Origin of the sequence: Streptomyces sp. NPDC088157 (assembly GCF_044741545.1) — a bacterium.
Taxonomy (GTDB): domain Bacteria; phylum Actinomycetota; class Actinomycetes; order Streptomycetales; family Streptomycetaceae; genus Streptomyces.
Genome location: NZ_JBIUSU010000001.1, coordinates 966,580 through 987,048 on the forward strand (window position 1 = coordinate 966,580; position 20,469 = coordinate 987,048).

Consider the following 20,469-nt stretch of genomic DNA (forward strand, 5'->3'; position numbering starts at 1 on the left):
TCTTGGACGCCCTGCCCGGCGGGGGAGAAGTATCGATGTCATGAGTGAGACGAACACCGTGAACCACCACAAGGTCGCGCTGGTGACCGGGGCCAACAAGGGCATCGGGTACGAGATCGCCGCCGGGCTCGGCGCCCTCGGCTGGTCCGTCGGAATCGGCGCGCGGAACGAGGAGCGGCGCGAGGCCGCTGTGGATGAGCTGCGCGCGGCGGGAGCCGACGCGTTCGGCGTGCCGCTGGATGTGACCGACGACGCCAGCGTGACAGCGGCGGCCCGGCTGATGGAGGAACGGGCCGGGCGGCTCGACGCGCTCGTCAACAATGCGGGGATCACCGGCGGCGGACCGCAGGAGCCCACCACGGTCGACGTGAACCGGGTACGGGCGGCCGTGGAGACCAACGTGATCGGCGTCATCCGCGTCACCAACGCCCTGCTGCCTCTGCTGCGCCGCTCGCCGTCGCCGCGGATTGTGAACGTCTCCAGCAGCGTCGGCTCCCTCACACTCCAGACCACGCCCGGCGCCGAGACGGGCCCCATCGCCATCGCCTACGCTCCGTCGAAGACGTTCCTCAACGCCGTCACCGTGCAGTACGCCAAGGAACTGGCCGACACCCACATCCTGATCAACGCCGTCTGCCCCGGCTACACGGCGACCGACCTCAACGGCTTCCGGGGAGTGCGCACCCCCCAGCAGGGCGCAGCCGCCGCGATCCGGCTGGCCACCGTATCGGCCGACGGGCCGACAGGCCGCTTCTTCGACGACGAGGGAGAGGTGCCCTGGTGACGAAGCCTCGTTGCCGGCTGGACCATACCGAGGAGATCAGCCGATGTACGGGGCTGTTCGATCAGCTACTACTCCAGCCGTAGATCGCTGGCGCGACGTCCGACCGACCGCGCCTACGGGTGCGTGTCCGTGATCGCGATGACCTCGTCGAGGCGTTCCAGGGCAACCTGCAAGTCGTCGATCTTGTCCTGGATGCGGTCCCGCTCGGCGCGCAGCATGGCTCGTTGCTCGGCGTCGGTGTGCCCGGCGTCCCAGCACGGAAGGAGTTCCGTGATCCTTCGGCTGGTCAGGCCGGCGGCGAACATCTGCTGGAAGAAACGGACCATGGGGACGGCGTCCTGCCGGTAGAGGCGCTGGCCGGATGGGCTGCGCTCCGCGATGAGCAGCCCCTGCTGCTCGTAGTAGCGCACGGCGCGTACCGAGACGCCGGCACCCCGCGCCACCTCGCCGATGCGGATCAGCCGCTCGGCCGCGGCCTCTGTGACGGTCATGGTGATTCCTCTCCCCCGGCCCTGATGACCAGCACTTGCCTCTGACGTTAACGTCAGGTTTTAGCGTACCGGGCATGGACATCAACAACTCAGTTGCCCTTGTCACCGGAGCCAACCGCGGCCTGGGCCGCGCCTTCGCCCAGCGCCTGCTCGAACGGGGTGCCCGCAAGGTCTACGCGACGGCTCGCCGGCCCGAGACCGTGGACCTGCCCGGGGTCGACGTGCTGCCCCTCGACATCGCCGATCCCGCATCCGTGAGGGCCGCAGCCGAGGCCGCCCCGGACGTCTCGCTGCTCATCAACAACGCGGGGATCCAGACGGGGACCGACCTGGTGAACGGTTCGCTGGACGCGGTACGGCACGAGCTGGAGACCAACGTGTTCGGCCACTTGGGAATGATCCGGGAGTTCGCGCCGGCGCTCGCCAGGAACGGCGGGGGCGCGATCGTCAACGTCCTCTCCGCCATGTCATGGTTCGGGGGCAAGGGCGCCAATGCCTACCACCTGACCAAGGCCGCCGCCTGGGCCATGACCAACGGCGTCCGCCTGGAACTCGCCGAGCAGGGCACGCTCGTGACAGCGGTGCACCTCGGCCTGGCCGACACCGACATGGCCGCGGGCTGGCCCGTGGCCAAGATCGCGCCGTCGGACCTGGCCGACGCGGCGCTCGACGGTGTCGAGGCGGGCTCCGCCGAGGTCCTCGCCGACCAGTGGAGTCGGGACGTCAAGTCCCGGCTGCCGCTGACGCCGGAAGAATTCAACGACGCGATGGACCGCGCCCTGGCGGCGCTGACGGCGGCATGAGGGGCCCCTCCGGCCGCACTGACTTCGGTCGGTTGCTTCTGAGCGCAGACGACGCCGGTCACCTCTACGTCGAACTCGGTCTCCTCCGACGCCGGGTTCACGCTTCGCACCTGTACCCGTCTCATGCCGAGCAGCGAGGCGCGTGCGCGGAACGCCGTTGAACGCGATGTACCGCACGGCCCACCGGGCCCCGACGGCCCCCTGACGGCCCACGGGTTTCGCCCTCGCCCCTGATCATCGGGAAACCGCTGGTCAGGGGCATTCTCGTCCCGTCCGTGGACTACTTTGACCAGAACTGGTATCAGTTCCTGAAACACCGTCAGAAACGTAGACGACGACGAAGGCAGTGGCCATGGCCGAGCTCGTGGAACACGGACAGCTGTTCATCGGCGGGGAATTGACCGACCCGCTGGGCAAGGACGTCATCGAAGTGGTCTCGCCGCACACCGAGGAGGTCATCGGGCGGGTGCCGCACGCGTCGACGGCCGACGTGGACCGGGCGGTCGCCGTGGCGCGGCGGGCCTTCGACGAGGGGCCCTGGCCCCGGCTGTCGCTCGACGAGCGGATCGCCGTCGTGACCCGGATCAAGGACGGCATCGCGCTGCGCCACGAGGAGATCGCCCGGGTGATCTCGTCCGAGAACGGCTCCCCGTACTCCTGGAGCGTCCTCGCGCAGGCCCTCGGCGCGATGATGGTGTGGGACGCGGCGATCACCGTCGCGCGCGGCTTCACCTACGAGGAGCGGCGGGACGGCGTGCTCGGGAAGATCCTCGTGCGGCGCGAGCCCGTGGGGGTGGTCGCGGCCGTCGCCCCGTGGAACGTCCCGCAGTTCGTCGCCGCCGCCAAGCTCGCGCCCGCGCTGCTCACCGGCTGCACGGTGGTGCTGAAGCCGTCGCCGGAGTCGCCGCTGGACGCGTATCTGCTGGCCGAGATCGCGCGGGAGGCCGGGCTGCCGGAGGGCGTGCTGTCGGTCCTTCCGGCGGACCGCGAGGTCAGCGAGTACCTGGTCGGGCACCCGGGCGTCGACAAGGTCTCGTTCACCGGCTCGGTCGCGGCCGGCAAGCGGGTCATGGAGGTGGCGTCGAGGAACCTGACGCGGGTGACCCTGGAGCTCGGCGGCAAGTCGGCGGCGGTCGTCCTGCCGGACGCGGACATCACCACGGCCGTCCCCGGGATCGTCGCGGCCGCCTTCATGAACAACGGGCAGGCCTGCGTGGCCCAGACCCGCATCCTCCTTCCGCGCTCGCGCTACGACGAGTTCGCGGACGCCTTCGCCGCCGCGGCGGCCGCGCTGATCGTCGGCGACCCGCTGGACCCGGCGACCCAGGTCGGCCCGCTGGTGGCGCGGCGGCAGCAGCGCAGGAACCTCGACTACATCCGGATCGGGCAGGAGGAGGGCGCGAAGATCCTCACGGGCGGCGCGCGCCCGGCGGGTCTGGAGCGCGGCTGGTACGTGGAGCCGACCCTGTTCGGAGACGTCGACAACTCGATGCGGATCGCCCGCGAGGAGATCTTCGGTCCGGTGATCTGCCTCCTGCCCTACGGCGACGAGTCCGAGGCGCTGAAGATCGCGAACGACTCCGACTTCGGGCTCAGCGGCAGCGTGTGGACGGCCGACGTCGAGCACGGCATCGAGGTCGCGCGGCAGGTCCGCACCGGGACGTACTCGGTGAACACCTTCAGCCTGGACATGCTCGGTCCGTTCGGCGGCTACAAGAACTCCGGGCTGGGGCGGGAGTTCGGGCCCGAGGGCTTCGGCGAGTACCTGGAGCACAAGATGATCCACCTGCCGGCGGGATGGGAGGGGTGAGCAGGGTGGATGTACCTCCGGCCCAGGCCCAGGTGCAGGCCCAAGCGCAGGTGAGCGCGGGGGCCGGGGCGGGCGCGGGGGACCGGTGGCACGTCGAGGTCGACCGGTCCCTGTGCATCGGCTCCGCCCAGTGCATCCATCACGCGCCCGACGGCTTCCGGCTGGACACCGCGCGCCAGTCCCATCCGGTCGACCCGGACACGGACGCGAACGAGCGGGTGCTGACGGCGGCGGAGAGCTGCCCGGTGGAGGCGATCATGATCACGCTGGCGGGCACCGGAGAGGTGGTGTTCCCGCCGGAGGAATGAAAAGTTTTCCCTCCAGGGTATTGCGTCAGGTTTGCGGCGTTTTATCCTGGTAGTGGCCTACGAGGCGAAGAGGGAGTCCGACCGGAGTAGCCGACTTCTGCGAGACGCGAAGGCATCCGCTGAGGCCGACGTCGACGGACGGACTGAGTGACCTGAGGATCGCGGGACAGGATCCGAAGGTGAGCCCCCGTCGTCTCGTAGGTCCCGTTCGTGTGTCGGGGCCCTGTTCGTGCGTCCGGGGTCCCGTTCGTGTGTCCGGGGCCCTGTTCGTGCGTCCGGGGTCCTACTCGTGTGTCCGGGGCGTCCGGGTGGGCGCGGGGGCGTGGGGGTCCGTGACGTCGATCAGGCGGCACACCGTCTCGATGTCTATCCGCACCTGGGCGATGGACGCGCGGCCCGACAGCCAGGTGATGAGCGCCGAGTGCCAGGTGTGCTCGATGACGCGGACCGCGGAGAGCTGCTCGGGGGTGGGGTCGGTCAGACCCATCGAGTCGAGGATGATCGCCGTCGTCTGACGGGAGACCTGATCGACCTCCGGCGAGACGCTGCGGTCGGCGAAGGTCAGGGCGCGGACCATCGCGTCCGCCAGGTGCGGCTCGCGCTGGAGTGCGCGGAACGCGCGCATCAGGGTCTCCGCGACGCGCTCCGCCGCCCGCTCGCCCGTCGGCGGCTTCTTCCTCAGCGTGCCGTGCATGTGCTCCAGCTGGTCCTGCATCGTGGCGACCAGCAGGTGCACCTTGGAGGGGAAGTAGCGGTAGAGCGTGCCCAGGGCGACCTGCGAGGACTCCGCGACCTCTCGCATCTGCACCGCGTCGAAACCGCCCCGGCTGGCCAACTGGGCGCTCGCGTGCAGGATGCGGCGGCGGCGCGCCTCCTGCCGCTCGGTGAGCGGGGACGTGGGTGGTCCCCCCGGTCGAGCGGAGCCGAGGTGGGGGGAGGGGCGCTGGGAGCTGGCTTCCGCAGACATGGGTCCCGTTCCGTGACAGTCGGTGAGGCTCAGTGGGCACACAGCTCGACGGGGCGGTCGGCCGTGGCGTGAATCACCTGATCCACTGCTCACAGCTCACCTACCTGCCGGTAGATTCAGAGCCTCCCGAACGATCAAGTCTGAAACTTGTTCTAGATTAGCGTCCCGTCGTAGTCTCGCGGGACAATGCAGGCAGAAGGGGGCCCGGAGTGACCGCTGAGGCCAGTCAGGCAGGGCCCCGGCACGACCTCGCCGCCGACGGCGGGCGACCGCTCAGCATCGCGCTCCTCACCTATAAGGGGAACCCGTTCTGCGGGGGCCAGGGTGTCTACGTACGGCACCTCTCGCGTGAGCTGGTCCGCCTCGGTCACCGCGTCGAGGTGATCGGCTCCCAGCCCTATCCGGTACTCGATCCGGGCCACGGCGACCGCCTCTCCCTCACCGAGCTGCCCAGCCTCGACCTCTACCGCCAGCCGGATCCCTTCCGCACCCCCGGGCGCGGCGAGTACCGCGACTGGATCGACGCCCTCGAAGTGGCCACGATGTGGACCGGCGGCTTTCCCGAGCCGCTGACGTTCTCGCTGCGTGCCCGCCACCATCTCCGCGCCCGGAGCGGCGAGTTCGACGTCGTGCACGACAACCAGACCCTGGGGTACGGGCTGTTGGGGGACGTCGGTGCGCCCCTCGTCACCACCATCCACCACCCCATCACGGTGGACCGGCAGTTGGAGCTGGACGCTGCCGACGGATGGCGGCGCCGGTACTCCGTGCGCCGCTGGTACGCGTTCACCCGGATGCAGAAGCGGGTCGCGCGCCGCCTGCCGTCCGTGCTCACCGTCTCCGGCACCTCCCGCCAGGAGATCGTCGACCACCTCGGCGTCCGCGACGACCGCGTCCACGTCGTCCACATCGGCGCCGACACCGACCTGTTCTCGCCGGATCCGGCCGTGGCCGTCGTACCGGGCCGGATCGTGACGACGTCCAGCGCGGACGTCCCGCTCAAGGGCCTGGTCTTCCTCGTCGAGGCGCTGGCCAAGGTGCGCACCGAGCACCCCCACGCCCACCTCGTCGTCGTCGGCAAGCGCCCGCAGGAGGGGCCGGTCGCCCGGGCGATCGAGCGGTACGGCCTCGAAGGCGCCGTCGAGTTCGTCAAGGGCATATCCGACGCCGAACTGGTCGACCTGGTGCGCTCCGCGGAGGTCGCCTGCGTGCCGTCGCTCTACGAGGGCTTCTCCCTGCCGGCCGCCGAGGCCATGGCCACGGGCACCCCGCTGCTCGCCACGACCGGCGGGGCGATCCCCGAGGTGGCGGGACGCGACGGGGAGACCTGCCTGGCGGTTCCTCCGGGCGACTCCGGTGCGCTGGCCACGGGTCTGGGACGGCTGCTGGGCGACCCCGAGCTGCGCGCCCGGCTCGGCACTGCCGGACGGCAACGGGTGCTCGAGCGGTTCACCTGGGCACGGGCCGCCGAGGGGACCGTGGCCCGGTACCGCGAGGCGATAGCCGACGGCGGTCGCCCACGCGTCGCCGAGGCTCCCGCGGTTTCCGCCGCCCCCGAAGCCGTCGAGTCCTTCGGTGCCGGGGCCGGCGCCGGCACGGACGCCGTATCCGAAGCAAACGATCGCGATCGCGAAAGCAGGGCCACGTGCTGACCGTCGACTTCTCCCGGTTCCCGCTCGCCCCGGGCGACCGGGTCCTGGACCTCGGCTGCGGTGCCGGCCGGCACGCCTTCGAGTGCTATCGGCGAGGCGCGCAGGTCGTGGCCCTCGACCAGAACGCCGAGGAGATCCGAGAGGTCGCCAAGTGGTTCGCGGCGATGAAGGAGGCCGGCGAGGCCCCCGAGGGCGCCACCGCGACCGCCATGGAGGGCGACGCCCTCGCCCTGCCCTTCCCCGACGAGTCCTTCGACGTCGTCATCATCTCCGAGGTCATGGAGCACATCCCGGACGACAAGGGCGTCCTCGCGGAGATGGTGCGGGTGCTCAAGCCGGGCGGGCGCATCGCCATCACCGTCCCGCGCTACGGCCCCGAGAAGGTCTGCTGGACCCTCTCCGACGCCTACCACGAGGTCGAGGGCGGCCACATCCGCATCTACAAGGCGGACGAACTGCTCGCGAAGATCCGCGAGGCCGGCCTGAAGCCGTACGGCACCCACCACGCCCACGCGCTGCACTCGCCGTACTGGTGGCTGAAGTGCGCGTTCGGCGTCGACAACGACAAGGCGCTGCCGGTGCGGGCGTACCACAAGCTTCTGGTCTGGGACATCATGAAGAAGCCCCTGGCCACCCGGCTCGCCGAGCAGACGCTGAACCCGGTCATCGGCAAGAGCTTCGTGGCGTACGCCACCAAGCCGCACCTCCCCCGTCTCTCCGAGGCGGCCGGCCGGTGACCACTCCCCGGACAGAACACCTCGTCCTGCCCGGGGTCCTCACCGCCGAGCAGGCCGCCGAGACCGTCGCCGGCATCCTCGCCGCGCAGCGGGAGGACGGCGCGATCCCCTGGTTCCGCGGTCACCACCTCGACCCGTGGGACCACACCGAGGCCGCGATGGCGCTGGACGCGGCGGGCGAACACGAGGCCGCCGAGCGGGCGTACACCTGGCTGGCCCGGCACCAGAACGACGACGGCTCCTGGTACGCGGCGTACGCGGACGGCGCGTTCGACGACGTCACCGACCGCGGGCGGGAGACGAACTTCGTCGCCTACATAGCCGTGGGCGTCTGGCACCACTACCTGTCCACCGGCGACGACACCTTCCTGGACCGCATGTGGCCGGCCGTCTACGCGGCGGTCGAGTACGTGCTGCGGCTCCAGCAGCCCGGTGGTCAGATCGGCTGGCGGCGGGACGACGACGGCACGCCCACCGCCGACGCGCTGCTCACCGGCTCCTCCTCCATCCACCAGGCGCTGCGCTGTGCGCTGGCCATCGCCGAGCAGCGCGAAGAGGCCCAGCCCGACTGGGAGTTGGCGGCGGGCACGCTGCGGCACGCGATTCGACGTCACCCCGAACGGTTCCTCGACAAGGACCGCTATTCGATGGACTGGTACTACCCGGTGCTGGGCGGCGCGTTGACCGGCACGGAGGCCAAGTCCCGTATCGAGGCCGACTGGGAGCGGTTCGTGGTGCCGGGGCTGGGAGTACGGTGCGTCGTCCCCAACCCGTGGGTGACCGGCGGCGAGTCGGCCGAACTCGCCCTCGCGCTGTGGGCGATGGGCGAGTCCGACCGGGCGTTGGAGATCCTTCAGTCGATCCAGCATCTGCGTGACCCGGAGTCGGGTCTGTACTGGACCGGGTTCGTGTTCGAGGACGAGGCGATCTGGCCCCGTGAGCTGACGACGTGGACCGCGGGGTCGCTGCTGCTCGCCGTCGCGGCCCTCGGTGGTCATGACGCCACCTGCGAGGTGTTCGGCGGGGAGCAGCTGCCGTCCGGGCTCGAAGTGGACTGCTGCGCCTGACCGTTCCCGGGGCGGGGTCAATGAACCGGGGCGAGGTCCATGAGCCGTCCCGGGCCCCGCCCCGGGGCTCGGTCTAGTGGCGGTGGACCCGGTTGGCGATCGCGTGACCGATGAACAGGTAGACGACCGCTGCCAGGCCGTACCCGGCGACCACCCGCGCCCACGCCTCGTCGAACGTGAACAGGTCACGGGACCAGCCGGCCAGCCAGTTGGCCGCGTCATGGACGAACTGGACGAGGTCGTTGCCCCGGTTGGCGTCCAGCAGGTACATGAGGATCCACAGCCCGAGGATGACGGCCATGACGTCCGCGACGACCGCTATGACCGTTCCGGCGGAGTTGGAACCACTGCGATATCGAGACATGTTCTCCGTCTGGCCCCGGATCCCCGGTTGAAACGTGGGGTGTTCGCACCCCGGCCGCCCGCGGCCGTGACCGGCGGCTGGGGGCGCATGGCCGTTACCGGCGGCCGTTACCCGCGGCCGTGACCGGCGGCCGTTGGCCCCGGCCATGACCGGCGGCCGTTGGCCCCGGCCGTGACCGGCGGCCGTTGGCCCCGGCCATGACCGCGGCCATGAGCTGGGGCCATGACCCGCCGCCATGAGCTGGGGACCGGGGCTATGGGTGTGGTGGCGCCTGGCTACGCGTTGAGTTCCGCCAGCACCCGCAGGGTCGTCCGGTCCGGGGCGACGACCAGCAGGTCCGTCACCGGCCCCTTGCGCCAGGACTCCAGCCGCTCGGCGACGCGTTCACGCGGACCGACGAGGGAGATCTCGTCGGCGAAGGCGTCGGGCACGGCCAGCACCGCCTCCTCGCGCCGCCCGGCCAGGAACAGTTCCTGGATGTGCCGGGCCTCCTCCTCGTAGCCCATGCGCGCCATCAGATCGGCGTGGAAGTTGCGGGTGGCGTGGCCCATGCCGCCGATGTAGAAGCCGAGCATGGTCTTCACGGGCAGCAGACCCTCGGCGACGTCGTCACAGATCCGGGCCTGGGCGAGGGGCGCGACCCGGAACCCCTCGGGCAGCTCCGCCACCGCCGGGCCGTACGCCTCCGGCCGGTTCGGGGACCAGTACAGCGGCAGCCAGCCGTCGGCGATGCGGATCGTCTGGGCGACGTTCCGCGGCCCCTCCGCGCCCAGCAACACCGGCAGATCCGGGCGCAGGGGGTGGGTGATGGACCTGAGCGGTCTGCCGAGACCCGTCGCGTCCGGGGCCCGGTAGGGGTGGGAGTGGAAGCGGCCGTCCAGTTCCACCGGCGCCTCCCGGCGCAGCACCTGCCGTACGACGTCCACGTACTCCCGGGTCGCGGTCAGAGGTGACTTCGGGAACGGCCGGCCGTACCAGCCCTCCACCACCTGGGGGCCCGACAGGCCGAGCCCGAGCATCATCCGGCCGCCGGAGAGATGGTCCAGGGTGAGGGCGTGCATGGCGGTCGTGGTGGGGGAGCGGGCCGCCATCTGCGCGACCGCGGTGCCCAGTCTGATCGTCGACGTCTGCGCCGCGATCCAGGTGAGGGGGGTGAAGGCGTCCGAGCCCCAGGACTCCGCCGTCCACACGGAGTCGTAGCCGAGCCGTTCCGCCTCGCGCGCCAGCTCCACATGGTCGGGGGAGGGGCCGCGGCCCCAGTAGCCGAGCGCCAGACCGAGCCGCATGGCCGCCTCCTGACGGTGTGTCAGACAATGGAAGGCTGCGACTGTACGACAACGGCCCCCCGCCCGGAAGGGCGAGGGGCCGCGCGTGACGCTGTGCGGGCGGGGACTCAGCCGCGCTGGATGCCGGAGGCGTCCCGCAGGACGCCGCGGCGTCCGTCCTGGGTCTGGGCGACCAGACCCTGGGAGCCCTGCTCCACCGCCAGGTACCAGGTGCCGGGCGCCAGTTCGGCGATCGGCATCGGCGCGCCGTCCTCCGCGTACAGCGGACGAGGCACCGGCACGGCGAACCAGAACGGCGAGAAGTCCCCGGCGGCCGGCTGCGCCGGACCCGGCTGACCACCGAACGGCGGCTGGCCCGGCTGACCCTGCTGCGGACCGCCGAACGCGGACTGCTGCGGCGCGCCCGGGTAGCCGTAGCCGGCGGGCGGCTGCGCGCCGTACGGCTGCGGGGCCGCCGGCTTGGGTGCCGGGATGAGAGCGGCCTGGAGAGCGGGGACCAGCGGGGTGGCGACGGCGCCCGCGGCCAGCAGCAGCGCGGCGATCAGGCCCAGGATGAGACCGGAGCCGGTGTCGATCTCCGTGCTGCCGAAGGTGTCGCTGAACGCGCCGAGCGGGTCGACGATCGTCCAGAACGCCGTCCACGCGGCGAAGACCGTCAGCGCGACACCGAACTGCCCCAGTTCGATGCCGGCCACCTTGCGCGGCTGCGGAAGCGCGTGGGCGACGATGATCAGGGCGGCACCGATGATTCCGCCGAGGTACATGCTCATTACGAGGCCGAGGTTGTCCCAGGCGTTCGGGACGTCACTGCCGGAGCCGTCGAACGTGTCCAGGAACGACGCGATGAACAGCAATACCGCTGCTCCGATCACCACGCCGTCGCCTCGAGTGAGGGAGCGGATATTCACTTCAGGTCCTTCGTCAGTCGTCTCGTCATCGGTACACGCATACACGTATCGGTAGAGGCGTCGCTGTCACCATGTCGCCGTCAGGCCCCGGTGTGAAGCGCGGGGGTGGCCCCTCAATCGTAGGGACGACACTATCGTCACCTTGATTGCGCTGTCCGCCCGGATCTGTGCCCTGATCACTACCCGCGCAGGAAACTCACGATTCCCTCAGAGATTCCCTCCGCCGCGTTCTGCCGCCAGGCGCCACTGGTCAGCAGCGCCGCGTCCTTCGTATCGCGCATGTTGCCGCACTCGATGAACACCTTGGGAACCGTTGACAGATTGAGACCGCCCAGGTCCTCACGCGTGACGAGACCGGTACCGTCGCCGACGTAGTTGGAGGGCGAAGTGCCCGTCGTGCGGGCGAAGTCGCCCGCGATCAGCTTCCCGAGGTCCTTCGACGGGGCGACGATGGCACGGTTGTCGGCGGCGCCGTCGTGCACCGAGCCCGGCAGGATCACATGGAAGCCGCGCTGCCCGGCCCCGGCGCCGTCGGCGTGGATCGAGACGACCGCGTCGGCGTGCGCCGCGTTCCCGATCCGGGCGCGCTCGTCGACGCACGGGCCGAACGGCCGGTCCCCGTCCTGCGTCAGCCGCACCGTGGCGCCCTGCTTCTGCAGCAGCGTGCGCAGCCGGTGCGCCACGTCCAGCGTGAACTTCGCCTCGCTGTAACCGGAGTTCGTGGACGTCCCCGTCGTGTCGCACTCCTTCCAGTTGGTACCGATGTCCACCTTGCGGTTGATGTCGGCGGTGTGCTGGAAGTTGGTGAGGTTGTGGCCGGGGTCGATGACGACGACCTTGCCCTTGAGGGATGCCGCGCCGGAACCGGCCGACGCGGAGGCGGTGGCCGTGCCGACGCCCGCCTTGCCGTCACCGACCGTGCCGCCCGTGCCGCCCGCGGGGGAGCTCAGGACACTCGGCGCCGCTCCCGTTCTCGAGCCGGGCCCGTCCGTCCCGCCGCTGCCGGCCCCGCCCACCGCCTCGTACGCCAGCCAGCCCAGCAGCGCCCCGGGCACGAGCGCGGCGAGCGCCACGGTCAGCGGGCGGCGCAGCGGAGAGCGGCGCGGCCGCGGGGGACCGAAGGGGTCGGAGGGGTCGGGGTTCGAGCCTGCGTACGACACGCCTGCCACCCTAACGGCCACCCCGGCGCGACCTCAGCGGCACGGCGTCCGGACGGATGACGGGCGGGAGGACGGGCGGGGTGGGGGCGGAAGACCGGGAGGACTACGGGCGGGGTGGGGGCGGCAGGCCCCGGTGGGTCACCCTCGGCCCCGGCCGGACAGGGGATCCGGGCGGAGGGCGGACCGTTGCGGCCATTCACTGTCGCTCGTCCCGTCCCGCTGCTTCCGTCCCGGCCGTTCACCCCCGCTGATCCCGTCGCGCTGATCCCGTCGCGCTGGGTCCGTCCCGCTGGTCCGTCCCGCTGGTCCTGCTGGTCCTGCTGGTCGTGCTGGTCCCGCTGGTCCCGTCCCGGTCGTCCTCTTCCGGCTCTCAGCGGGCGGGCTTTCGCGGGAGCCACACCAGCATCAGTACCGCCCCCGCCAGCAGTACGCCCGCGCCGGTGCGGAACGCCAGCGCGTACCCCTCTGTCAGGGCCTCCGGTGTGCCGCGCCCCGCCGTGCGTGCGGCGGCGATGGTCGACAGCACCGCCAGACCCAGCGCGCCGCCCATCGTGCGGGAGGTGTTGACCAGCCCGGACACCAGACCCGCCTCGCCCGGCGCCGCGCCCGAGGTGGCCAGCGAGGCCAGCGGGGGCGAGGCCAGGCCCGCGCCGAGCATCATCAGGATGCCCGGCAGCATGATCCCGGTGACGTATCCGCCGTCCGCGGTCATCGTCGACTGCCAGGCGCACCCGGCCGTCGCCATCACCGTGCCCAGTGTGGCCACGGTGCGTGCGCCGGACGTGCGCATGAAGCGCGGTGCGAGCTTCGCGGCGAGGACGATGGCCAGCGAGCTCGGCATCAGCGCCAGGCCCGCCTCCAACGGGGTGTAGCCCAGGACGTTCTGCGAGTACAGCGTCAAGAAGAACCACATGGAGAACAGGGCCGAGCCGTTCACGAACATCGCGGCGTTCGCCGACGACACCGCCCGCAGCCGGAACAGTCCGAGCGGCATCAGCGGGGCCGCCGTCCGGGCCTCGACGGTGAGGAACAGCCCGGTCAACGCGAGCCCGGCGGCCAGCGGGACGAGGGTGGCCGACGCCGTCCAGCCCTCGGCCTCCGTCTGGGAGATGCCGTACGCGAGCGTGGCGAGGCCGGACGTGACCAGCAGTGCGCCGGGCAGGTCCAGGCGGCGGCCGTCCCCGGCCCGGCTCTCGGCCAGCCACCACAGCGAGCCGGTCAGCACCAGCACGCCGACGGGGACGTTGATCAGCAGGACCCAGCGCCAGGACATGAGGTCCACGAGCGCCCCGCCGACGAGCCCTCCCGCGGCACCGCCGCCCGCGCCGACCGCCGTCCACGTGGCGATGGCCCGCGCCCGCGCGGCGCCCTCCGGCACGGCGGAGGTGACGATCGTCAGCGTCGAGGGAGCCAGGACCGCCGCGCCCAGCCCCTGTACGGCCCGGGCGAGCAGCAGTTGCCAGCCTTCCTGCGCCAGGCCGCCGGCCAGCGAGGCGAGCGTGAACAGGGCGAGGCCGGTGAGGAACATCCGCTTACGGCCGTACAGGTCGCCCGCCCGGCCGCCGAGCAGCATGAACCCGGCGAAGGCGATCGAGTAGGCGTTTACCACCCATTGCAGTCCCGAGGCGCTCATCTCGAGATCCGCGCGCATCGACGGCAGCGCCACGTTCACCACGGACACGTCGAGCACGACGAGGAACTGGCCCGCGCAGGCGAGTGCCACGAGCAGCCAGGCGGGGGCGGCGGTACGGCGGGATGTCCGGGCGCGGGTGGTGTCGGCGGTTTCCAGCATGGGCGTCATGCTCTCAACCGGGTTGCACCCCTTGCATCGGGATTTGGACCTAGGCCTCTCGTTCGGATCAGGCAGGGCTCGCGAGCCCGACACCGCACCTCGCCGCGTTGTCGTCGGTCGCCAGGGCTCCGCCCCGACTCCCTCCTCCGCCTCGCGACGCACGGCACCGGACCCCGCTTCCTGATCCGCCCTGATCCAGGCGAAAGACCCCAGGGCTCGAGGTCTCCTCGGTCCGCCGGCGGATCAGGGAGCGGTGAAGTCGGCGGTGTGGTCGGTGGCCCAGGTGGTGAAGGGACGGGCGGGGTGGCCGGTGAGTTCCTCGACGGTGCGGGTGAGGGCGACGGGCCTGCCGTCCGTGGACTCCCACCAGGCGAGGAGGGCGTCGGCGTACACCGGGGGAAGGTACTCGGCCATCTCCTCCTTCCACTCCTCGGCGGTGACGTGCTTGACCGTGACGGCGCGGCCGATGACGGCGGCGAGCCGGTCGATCTGTTCGGCGAACGTCAGCGACTCGGGTCCGGTGAGGGTGAACCGGCCGCCGCGGTGCCGGGGGTCGGTGAGGACGGCGTGGGCGGCCTCGGCCAGGTCCTTCTCGTGGAGGGGGTCGGTGTGGGCGCCGGGGAAGGGCAGGCTGACGGGCAGTCCGGCCTTGACCGACCAGGCCCAGGACGAGGCGTTGGAGGCGAAGGAACCCGGTCGCAGGATGGTGGTGGCGATCGGCGAGGCGAGCAGCGCCCGCTCCACGACCAGGTGGGATCCGGCGAGGGCGTCTTCCTTCGGCTCGGGACCGAGCAGGCCCAGGACGCCGGAGCTGGACAGCACCACCACATGGGTGACGCCTGCCCGGTGGGCGTGGTCGACGAATTCGGTGATGTGGTCGGGCGTCGCGTAGAGGAAGACGGAGGTGATGCCGGCCAGAGCGGCCGGGAAGGTCGCCGGGTCGGTGAGGTCGAGGGCGACCGTCTCGACGCCGGGTGGTGGGGCGAGGCCGGCGGGACTGGTGGAGCCGACCCGCACGGGCGTGCCGTCGGCGTGCAGAAGGGCGAGCAGGTGGGTGGCGACCGCGCCGCGGCCTCCGGTGATCAGGATCATGGCGGTTCCTTTGGTCTGTGGCCTGTGGTCTGTGGTGTGCGTGCGGTCTGTGGTCTGTGGTCTGCGGTCTGCGGTCTGCGGTCTGTGGTCTGCGGTCTGCAACGCGTGGCGAACGATGTTCGTGGCGAACGGCGTTCGTTGACCCGGAGCCTGACCGTAGAGAACGAACGCTGTTCGTGTCAAACAACGTTCGCTGCGATCGATGTTCGTGCCGACCGGTGTTCGTGCCCGCTACGCTCAACCCGTGACCTCCGCGATTCCCGTGCCCCCCGAGCCGATCAGCCGCCGCGCGCGGCCCGCCAAGGCCCCCCTCAGTCGCGAGGCGATCGTGCGCACCGGGTTGGCCATCCTCGACCGCGACGGTCTCGACGCCCTGACGATGCGCCGCGTCGCCAAGGAGCTCGATACCGGGCCGGCCTCGCTCTACGTCTATGTCGCCAACCGTGACGACCTGATGGCCGCGATGCTGGACGAGGCGCTCGCCCGGGTCCCGCTCGCGGCGGAGGGCACCTGGCGGGAGCGGCTGCACGCCCTGGCCGCCGCGACCGTCGAGGCCATGAGTCGTCACGAGGGGCTGGCCGCCGTCGCCCTGGGCGCGATTCCCACCGGCGCCAACGCCCTGCTCGTCCTCGACCGCATGCTCGCACTGCTCAAGGAGGGCGGGCTCGACGACATCACCGCCGCCTGGGCCGTGGACCTGCTCCACCTGTACATCGTCGCGGCCGCCGCCGAGCAGAGCGCCTACAACACCAAGGGGGGTGACGAAGAGGGCGTCGTGGCGGACGCCGACCGCCGTTACGCGGCCCTGCCCGCCGACCGCTATCCGATGATCACCGCGCTGCGGCCGGCCCTGTTCTCGCCCGGCGACCGCGACACCTGGGCTCTGGACGTGCTTCTCAGCGGCATCCTCCGGACTCCCGCCCGCTGAGACACGGCCGCCCTCCGGCCGTCGCTTCCGCGCTTCCGCGCTTCCGCGCTTCCGCGGGAGAACCTCCAGGGGTCGGGGGAACCGTCAAGAGAAGATAAAGAAATCGTTAGTACGCCGAAGCATCGGAATAGTTGCCCATGCATACAGGTTCGGTCTCCATGTATCCCTGACGCACCGCCCCCGGAGGCCCCACCTCATGACGCACACGACGACCGACCGGCCCACCCGCGAAGCGAGCGGAGCCGTCGTCCCGGTCCTCGCCTTCGCGGGCATCGTGGTCGCGGTGATGCAGACCCTGCTCGTCCCGGTGATCAAGGATCTGCCCCAGCTGCTGGGCACCGAGCCCAGCAACGCCACCTGGGTCCTGACCTCGACGCTGCTGTCGGGTGCCGTGGCCACTCCGATCATGGGCCGCCTCGGCGACTTGTACGGCAAGCGGCGCATGCTGATAGCCAGCCTCGCGGTGATGGTCGTCGGCGCACTGGTCAGCGCGCTCACCAGTGACCTGATCACGATGATCGCCGGCCGCACCCTCCAGGGCTTCGCCATGGGCGCGATCCCGCTGGGCATCGGCCTCATGCGGGACATGCTGCCGCGCGAGAAGCTCGGCTCGGCGATGGCCCTGATGAGCTCCTCGATCGGTGTCGGCGGCGGCCTCGCCCTGCCGCTCGCGGCCCTGATCGCCCAGCACGCCGACTGGCACGCCCTCTTCTACGGCGCCGCCGGCCTCGGCGCCCTCGCCATCGCGCTCACCCTCCTCGTCGTCCCCGAGACCCCGGCGCGCGCCGAGGGCACCTTCGACGTGCTGGGCGCGATCGGCCTGTCCACCGGCCTGGTGCTCTTCCTGCTGCCGATCACCAAGGGCAGCGACTGGGGCTGGACCTCCGGCACCACCCTCGGCCTCTTCGCCGCCGCCGCCGTGGTCCTCGGCCTGTGGGGTGTGATGGAACTGCGGCTCAAGGCCCCGCTCGTCGACCTGCGCACCACGGCCCGCCCCGCCGTCCTCTTCACCAACCTCGCCTCGATCATGGTCGGAGTCTCCTTCTACGTCGTCTCCCTGGTCCTGCCGCAGCTGCTCCAGCTGCCGAAGGCCACCGGCTACGGCCTCGGCCAGTCGATGGTCACCGCGGGTCTGCTCGTCGCGCCGCTCGGCCTGACGATGATGTTCACCGCGCCCGTCTACGCCAAGCTGTCCGCCAAGTACGGCCCCAAGTTCACCCTGATCCTCGGCATGCTGATCATCGCGATCGGCTACGGCGCCGGCCTCGGACTGATGAGCGCCGCCTGGCAGAGCCTCGTCATCGCCGTCGTCCTGGGCGCGGGCATCGGCCTCGCGTACTCCTCGCTGCCCGCGCTGATCGTCGGCGCCGTCCCGGCCTCGGAGACCGGCGCCGCCAACGGCCTCAACACCCTGATGCGGTCCATCGGCACGTCGGTGTCGAGCGCAGTCATCGGCATGGTGCTGGCCAACACCGCGAACAACGTCGGCGGCGTCGCCGTGCCGACCATGCACGGCTTCCGCGTCTCCTTCCTGATCGCCACGGCCGCCGTCGCGATCGGCCTGGTCCTCGCCCTCTTCCTGCCCAGGCAGCAGCGCCCGTCGGCCGTGCCGCAGCTGCGCGCCAGCAGCGAGGAGGACGCCAACCTGATGCGCGCCGAGGAGGCCCTGCGGGGCTTCCGCGGCCGGGTCCTGGACGCCGACGGCATCCCGGTCGCCCGCGCCAAGGTCACGCTCATCGACCGCCGCGGCCGCCAGGCGGGCGCCACCCTGTCCCAGGAGGACGGCAGCTACGCGCTCCCCGTCCCGGCCCGGGGCGCCTACGTCCTCGCCGCCAAGGCCACCGGCCACGGTCCGCTGGCCAGCTCCGCGACCCACACGGGCGACGAACGCCCGGTGGACCTCGACCTGTCCCTGCCGAGCGAGACGGTCAACGCCTGACCCAGTCGGCGCCCGGAACCTGTGGCGCCCCTCGCCATCCCTTCCCGCACCCCCTGTCGCCTCGGTGACAGGGGGTGCGGCAGCATGGGCGGCCACACGCACCGGGTGCTCACCGGCACCTCGCTCACCCGCACGTATCACCGGAGGACCCCCATGCCCGCGGCACCCAAGCCCGAGATCCTGGCCGCGTTCGAGGCGGCGAAGGGGTTCATGCCGGTCGACGAGGGACTCGCGCTGTACGCGGCCGCCGTCGAGGCGGGTGCGCTCGGGCTGCCGCTGCTCGAGGTCGGCACCTACTGCGGGCGCTCCACGATCCTGCTCGCGGACGCGGCCCGCCGGGCCGGGGTCAGCGCGCTCACGCTCGACCACCACCGGGGCAGCGAGGAGCAGCAGCCGGGCTGGGAGTACCACGACCCGGAGACCGTCGACCCCGAGGTCGGCCTGATGGACACCCTGCCCACCTTCCGCCGGACCCTGCACCGGGCCGGCCTGGAGGAGCACGTGGTCGCGCTGGTCGGGCGCTCGCCGCGGATCGCCGCGTTCTGGAACTCACCCCTCGGCCTCGTCTTCGTCGACGGTGGCCACACCGACGAGCACGCCACCTCCGACTACGAGGGCTGGGCGCCGCACGTCGCCGAGGGCGGGCTCCTCGTCATCCACGACGTGTTCCCCGACCCGGTCGACGAGTTCACCGGCCAGGCCCCCTACCGCGTCTACCTGCGCGCCCTGGGCTCCGGCGCCTTCACGGAGGTCTCCGACACCGGCTCGCTGCGGGTGCTGCGGCGGACGGGCACGGGCGTCTAGGACACGGCGCGGGGATCCGGGACGGCTTCAGGACCCGTCCGAGACGGCTTCACGACGGCTTCACGACGGCTTCGAGAGGGCTTCAGGCCGCTTCACGACGGCTTCAGGACGGTGTCGCCTTCCGGCGGCGACGGAGGTACACCGCTGCCAGGAGTACGACGACCAGGGCGCCCGCGCCCCACACCCAGGGGTGCTGGAAGGGCCGGTAGAGCGGGGCGGGCGAGGCGTCGAGCGGGATGACGGCGACGTCGTTGGCCGGGGTGCGGTCGAACGGGTTGTACGCGCGGATGGTGCCCTTCGCCCCCGGGACCTGCCGGTCGATGCGGATGTGGAAGTCGATCGCGGTCGTGCCCCCTTCGTGCCGCACCTCGTAGAACCGGTCGTAGCCGATCTCGCAGACGAACGCCCCGCCGGGCTCCTCCGGCCGCTCGCAGGCCCACTTCCCGCCGTCCTCCTCGAAACGGTAGGGGATGGACGTGACCGTGGTGCCCTCCGGTGGGACCACCTCGAAGCGGCCCATCTCCTCGTCGCCCTGCATCCGGCCGGGGCCGAGGTCCTCCAGGCCGAGCCGCACCTTGACCGTGTCGCCGACCCGCCCTCGCACGGTCGCGGTGACCGGGCGGTAGTCGTCCTGCACGGTGGTGGTGATCGCGAGCCTGCCGTGACTGTCGCCGAACTCCTGGGCCGCCGTCGGGACCAGGGTGAGCGGCGAGCCGGTGCCGCGCACGGTGTGGCCGGCCGGGCGGGCCGGGGGCGACGACGACCAGGTGTAGGTCACCTCGCCGGTCAGCTTCCCGGGCGGCGTGACCGTGTAGACCAGCGGCGCGCCGGTGCGGTAGGCGGCGCCCGCCGCGGCCCTGGTGGGGAAGGTGCACCAGGCGGAGGTGGGCGCGGGGCCCGCGTAGAAGCAGTTGCTGTGCAGGGCGGTCAGTGTCACCCCTTCCGACACGTTGACCTGGAGGGTGACGCCCTGCTTAGCGGGGAAGCGGGTGTTGTTGGCCAACCGTGCGGTCACGCCCGCCGACTTCCCCGGCGCCAGCCCGCTCACGCCCTTCTCCTGCCCGGGCGCGGACAGCGTCGGACCGCCGACGGTCATCCGGGTGGTGCCGGTGACGGTGGGCGCGTTGTCGGCGGTCGCGGTGTACGTCACCGTCCCGCTGTCACCCGGTTCGACGCCGTCCACGCCGAGGAGGGAGAGGGGCGTGTAGCTCTCGCCGTCGCCGTTCTGCAAGTCGCCGTAGACGCACGTGTAGACCGGGCCCTCGTTGTCGCACGTTTCCGTGTCACCGAGCCGGGCGACGCCTTCCAGGCCCGACGCGTCCACGACCACCCGGACGTTGAGGGCCGGTTCCCCGCCCTTGCTCGGCTCGACGAAGACGGGGACGACGAAGTCGTCGTTCGCCGCCTTGGCCCCCTCGTCGGCGTTGTACATGACGTAGGTCTCCGCGGTCTCGAACCGCATCACGACCTGCCCGGAGCCGTCGGCCGCGGCAGGGGACACCACCGTGGCGAACAGTGCCGCGACACTCGCCGCCAGCGCGGCCGGACGCCTCAGGATCCGTATCGGTAAGGACATG

The 20,469-nt window shown here is 71.6% G+C and carries 19 protein-coding genes; 10 read left to right on the forward strand and 9 right to left on the reverse strand.

What is annotated here, in order from left to right; all coding sequences use genetic code 11:
• Window positions 1–40: 40 nt before the first annotated feature.
• Window positions 41–784 (forward strand): SDR family oxidoreductase, encoded by a 744-nt coding sequence (locus ACIPFH_RS04095; protein ID WP_401822851.1) that lies wholly within the window; start codon window positions 41–43, stop codon window positions 782–784.
• A gap of 113 nt (window positions 785–897) precedes the next feature.
• Here the strand turns inward: ACIPFH_RS04095 and ACIPFH_RS04100 are convergent, their stop codons facing one another.
• Window positions 898–1,275, reverse strand: coding sequence for a MerR family DNA-binding transcriptional regulator (locus ACIPFH_RS04100; RefSeq protein ID WP_401822853.1), 378 nt, complete (start codon window positions 1,273–1,275; stop codon window positions 898–900).
• A 74-nt stretch (window positions 1,276–1,349) separates the two neighbouring features.
• Between ACIPFH_RS04100 and ACIPFH_RS04105 the strand changes: the two genes are divergently transcribed.
• From ACIPFH_RS04105 to ACIPFH_RS04115, 3 genes are all read left to right on the forward strand, one after another.
• Complete coding sequence (locus ACIPFH_RS04105) at window positions 1,350–2,078, forward strand: SDR family oxidoreductase (RefSeq protein WP_401822854.1); 729 nt, start codon at window positions 1,350–1,352, stop codon at window positions 2,076–2,078.
• Between the two features lie 352 nt (window positions 2,079–2,430).
• Window positions 2,431–3,888, forward strand: coding sequence for an aldehyde dehydrogenase (locus tag ACIPFH_RS04110; protein WP_401822855.1), 1,458 nt, complete (start codon window positions 2,431–2,433; stop codon window positions 3,886–3,888).
• Between the two features lie 50 nt (window positions 3,889–3,938).
• A complete protein-coding gene (locus ACIPFH_RS04115) occupies window positions 3,939–4,196 on the forward strand; it encodes a ferredoxin (protein ID WP_356249784.1) in 258 nt (85 codons plus the stop codon).
• 283 nt (window positions 4,197–4,479) lie between these two features.
• On the opposite strand, the gene ACIPFH_RS04120 is transcribed toward ACIPFH_RS04115, so the two are convergent.
• A complete protein-coding gene (locus ACIPFH_RS04120) occupies window positions 4,480–5,163 on the reverse strand; it encodes a TetR family transcriptional regulator (RefSeq protein ID WP_401822857.1) in 684 nt (227 codons plus the stop codon).
• 209 nt (window positions 5,164–5,372) lie between these two features.
• On the opposite strand from ACIPFH_RS04120, the gene ACIPFH_RS04125 reads away from it, so the two are divergent.
• The 3 genes from ACIPFH_RS04125 to ACIPFH_RS04135 are packed head-to-tail and all read left to right on the forward strand — an operon-like array spanning window position 5,373 to window position 8,619.
• Window positions 5,373–6,815: a glycosyltransferase family 4 protein gene (locus tag ACIPFH_RS04125; protein WP_401822859.1), complete on the forward strand. Its 1,443-nt coding sequence runs from the start codon at window positions 5,373–5,375 to the stop codon at window positions 6,813–6,815.
• The gene (locus tag ACIPFH_RS04130) at window positions 6,809–7,552 is read left to right on the forward strand and encodes a class I SAM-dependent methyltransferase (protein WP_401822860.1); all 744 of its coding nucleotides are present in this window, start codon (window positions 6,809–6,811) and stop codon (window positions 7,550–7,552) included. The genes ACIPFH_RS04125 and ACIPFH_RS04130 overlap by 7 nt, the downstream gene beginning before the upstream one ends.
• Complete coding sequence (locus tag ACIPFH_RS04135; RefSeq protein WP_401822863.1) at window positions 7,549–8,619, forward strand: prenyltransferase/squalene oxidase repeat-containing protein; 1,071 nt, start codon at window positions 7,549–7,551, stop codon at window positions 8,617–8,619. The genes ACIPFH_RS04130 and ACIPFH_RS04135 overlap by 4 nt, the downstream gene beginning before the upstream one ends.
• Before the next feature lie 73 nt (window positions 8,620–8,692).
• Here ACIPFH_RS04135 and ACIPFH_RS04140 read toward each other — a convergent pair whose 3' ends face one another.
• The 6 genes from ACIPFH_RS04140 to ACIPFH_RS04165 all read right to left on the reverse strand — a co-directional run bounded on the left by ACIPFH_RS04140 (window position 8,693) and on the right by ACIPFH_RS04165 (window position 15,221).
• The gene (locus ACIPFH_RS04140) at window positions 8,693–8,983 is read right to left on the reverse strand and encodes a hypothetical protein (RefSeq protein ID WP_054238057.1); all 291 of its coding nucleotides are present in this window, start codon (window positions 8,981–8,983) and stop codon (window positions 8,693–8,695) included.
• Between the two features lie 275 nt (window positions 8,984–9,258).
• On the reverse strand, window positions 9,259–10,269 hold the full coding sequence (locus tag ACIPFH_RS04145) for an LLM class F420-dependent oxidoreductase (protein ID WP_356249722.1): 1,011 nt from the start codon (window positions 10,267–10,269) through the stop codon (window positions 9,259–9,261).
• A gap of 107 nt (window positions 10,270–10,376) precedes the next feature.
• Window positions 10,377–11,177 carry a hypothetical protein gene (locus tag ACIPFH_RS04150; protein ID WP_401822865.1) on the reverse strand — a complete coding sequence of 267 codons (801 nt, stop codon included), beginning with the start codon at window positions 11,175–11,177 and terminating at the stop codon, window positions 10,377–10,379.
• Between the two features lie 179 nt (window positions 11,178–11,356).
• The gene (locus tag ACIPFH_RS04155; RefSeq protein WP_401822866.1) at window positions 11,357–12,337 is read right to left on the reverse strand and encodes an N-acetylmuramoyl-L-alanine amidase; all 981 of its coding nucleotides are present in this window, start codon (window positions 12,335–12,337) and stop codon (window positions 11,357–11,359) included.
• 370 nt (window positions 12,338–12,707) lie between these two features.
• Window positions 12,708–14,138: an MFS transporter gene (locus ACIPFH_RS04160; RefSeq protein ID WP_401822869.1), complete on the reverse strand. Its 1,431-nt coding sequence runs from the start codon at window positions 14,136–14,138 to the stop codon at window positions 12,708–12,710.
• 234 nt (window positions 14,139–14,372) lie between these two features.
• On the reverse strand, window positions 14,373–15,221 hold the full coding sequence (locus ACIPFH_RS04165; protein WP_356249728.1) for an NAD(P)H-binding protein: 849 nt from the start codon (window positions 15,219–15,221) through the stop codon (window positions 14,373–14,375).
• A 244-nt stretch (window positions 15,222–15,465) separates the two neighbouring features.
• On the opposite strand from ACIPFH_RS04165, the gene ACIPFH_RS04170 reads away from it, so the two are divergent.
• The 3 genes from ACIPFH_RS04170 to ACIPFH_RS04180 all read left to right on the forward strand — a co-directional run bounded on the left by ACIPFH_RS04170 (window position 15,466) and on the right by ACIPFH_RS04180 (window position 18,892).
• Window positions 15,466–16,149, forward strand: coding sequence for a TetR/AcrR family transcriptional regulator C-terminal domain-containing protein (locus ACIPFH_RS04170; protein WP_401822872.1), 684 nt, complete (start codon window positions 15,466–15,468; stop codon window positions 16,147–16,149).
• A gap of 196 nt (window positions 16,150–16,345) precedes the next feature.
• Window positions 16,346–18,088, forward strand: a complete 1,743-nt coding sequence (locus ACIPFH_RS04175) for an MFS transporter (RefSeq protein ID WP_401822875.1) — start codon at window positions 16,346–16,348, stop codon at window positions 18,086–18,088.
• A 153-nt stretch (window positions 18,089–18,241) separates the two neighbouring features.
• Entirely contained in the window at window positions 18,242–18,892 is a 651-nt protein-coding gene (locus tag ACIPFH_RS04180; RefSeq protein ID WP_401823749.1) for a class I SAM-dependent methyltransferase, read from the forward strand.
• 103 nt (window positions 18,893–18,995) lie between these two features.
• Here ACIPFH_RS04180 and ACIPFH_RS04185 read toward each other — a convergent pair whose 3' ends face one another.
• A complete protein-coding gene (locus ACIPFH_RS04185; protein ID WP_401822878.1) occupies window positions 18,996–20,468 on the reverse strand; it encodes a hypothetical protein in 1,473 nt (490 codons plus the stop codon).
• Window position 20,469 lies beyond the last annotated feature (1 nt).

Excerpts from the sequence above, each read along its gene's own strand:
- ACIPFH_RS04180 (WP_401823749.1), top strand. The coding sequence starts at position 18,242 with ATGCCCGCGGCACCCAAGCCCGAGATCCTGGCCGCGTTCGAGGCGGCG.
- ACIPFH_RS04120 (WP_401822857.1), bottom strand. The coding sequence starts at position 5,163 with ATGTCTGCGGAAGCCAGCTCCCAGCGCCCCTCCCCCCACCTCGGCTCC.
- ACIPFH_RS04105 (WP_401822854.1), top strand. The coding sequence starts at position 1,350 with ATGGACATCAACAACTCAGTTGCCCTTGTCACCGGAGCCAACCGCGGC.
- ACIPFH_RS04160 (WP_401822869.1), bottom strand. The coding sequence starts at position 14,138 with ATGACGCCCATGCTGGAAACCGCCGACACCACCCGCGCCCGGACATCC.
- ACIPFH_RS04185 (WP_401822878.1), bottom strand. The coding sequence starts at position 20,468 with ATGTCCTTACCGATACGGATCCTGAGGCGTCCGGCCGCGCTGGCGGCG.
- ACIPFH_RS04140 (WP_054238057.1), bottom strand. The coding sequence starts at position 8,983 with ATGTCTCGATATCGCAGTGGTTCCAACTCCGCCGGAACGGTCATAGCG.
- ACIPFH_RS04110 (WP_401822855.1), top strand. The coding sequence starts at position 2,431 with ATGGCCGAGCTCGTGGAACACGGACAGCTGTTCATCGGCGGGGAATTG.
- ACIPFH_RS04165 (WP_356249728.1), bottom strand. The coding sequence starts at position 15,221 with ATGATCCTGATCACCGGAGGCCGCGGCGCGGTCGCCACCCACCTGCTC.
- ACIPFH_RS04100 (WP_401822853.1), bottom strand. The coding sequence starts at position 1,275 with ATGACCGTCACAGAGGCCGCGGCCGAGCGGCTGATCCGCATCGGCGAG.
- ACIPFH_RS04175 (WP_401822875.1), top strand. The coding sequence starts at position 16,346 with ATGACGCACACGACGACCGACCGGCCCACCCGCGAAGCGAGCGGAGCC.
- ACIPFH_RS04095 (WP_401822851.1), top strand. The coding sequence starts at position 41 with ATGAGTGAGACGAACACCGTGAACCACCACAAGGTCGCGCTGGTGACC.
- ACIPFH_RS04145 (WP_356249722.1), bottom strand. The coding sequence starts at position 10,269 with ATGCGGCTCGGTCTGGCGCTCGGCTACTGGGGCCGCGGCCCCTCCCCC.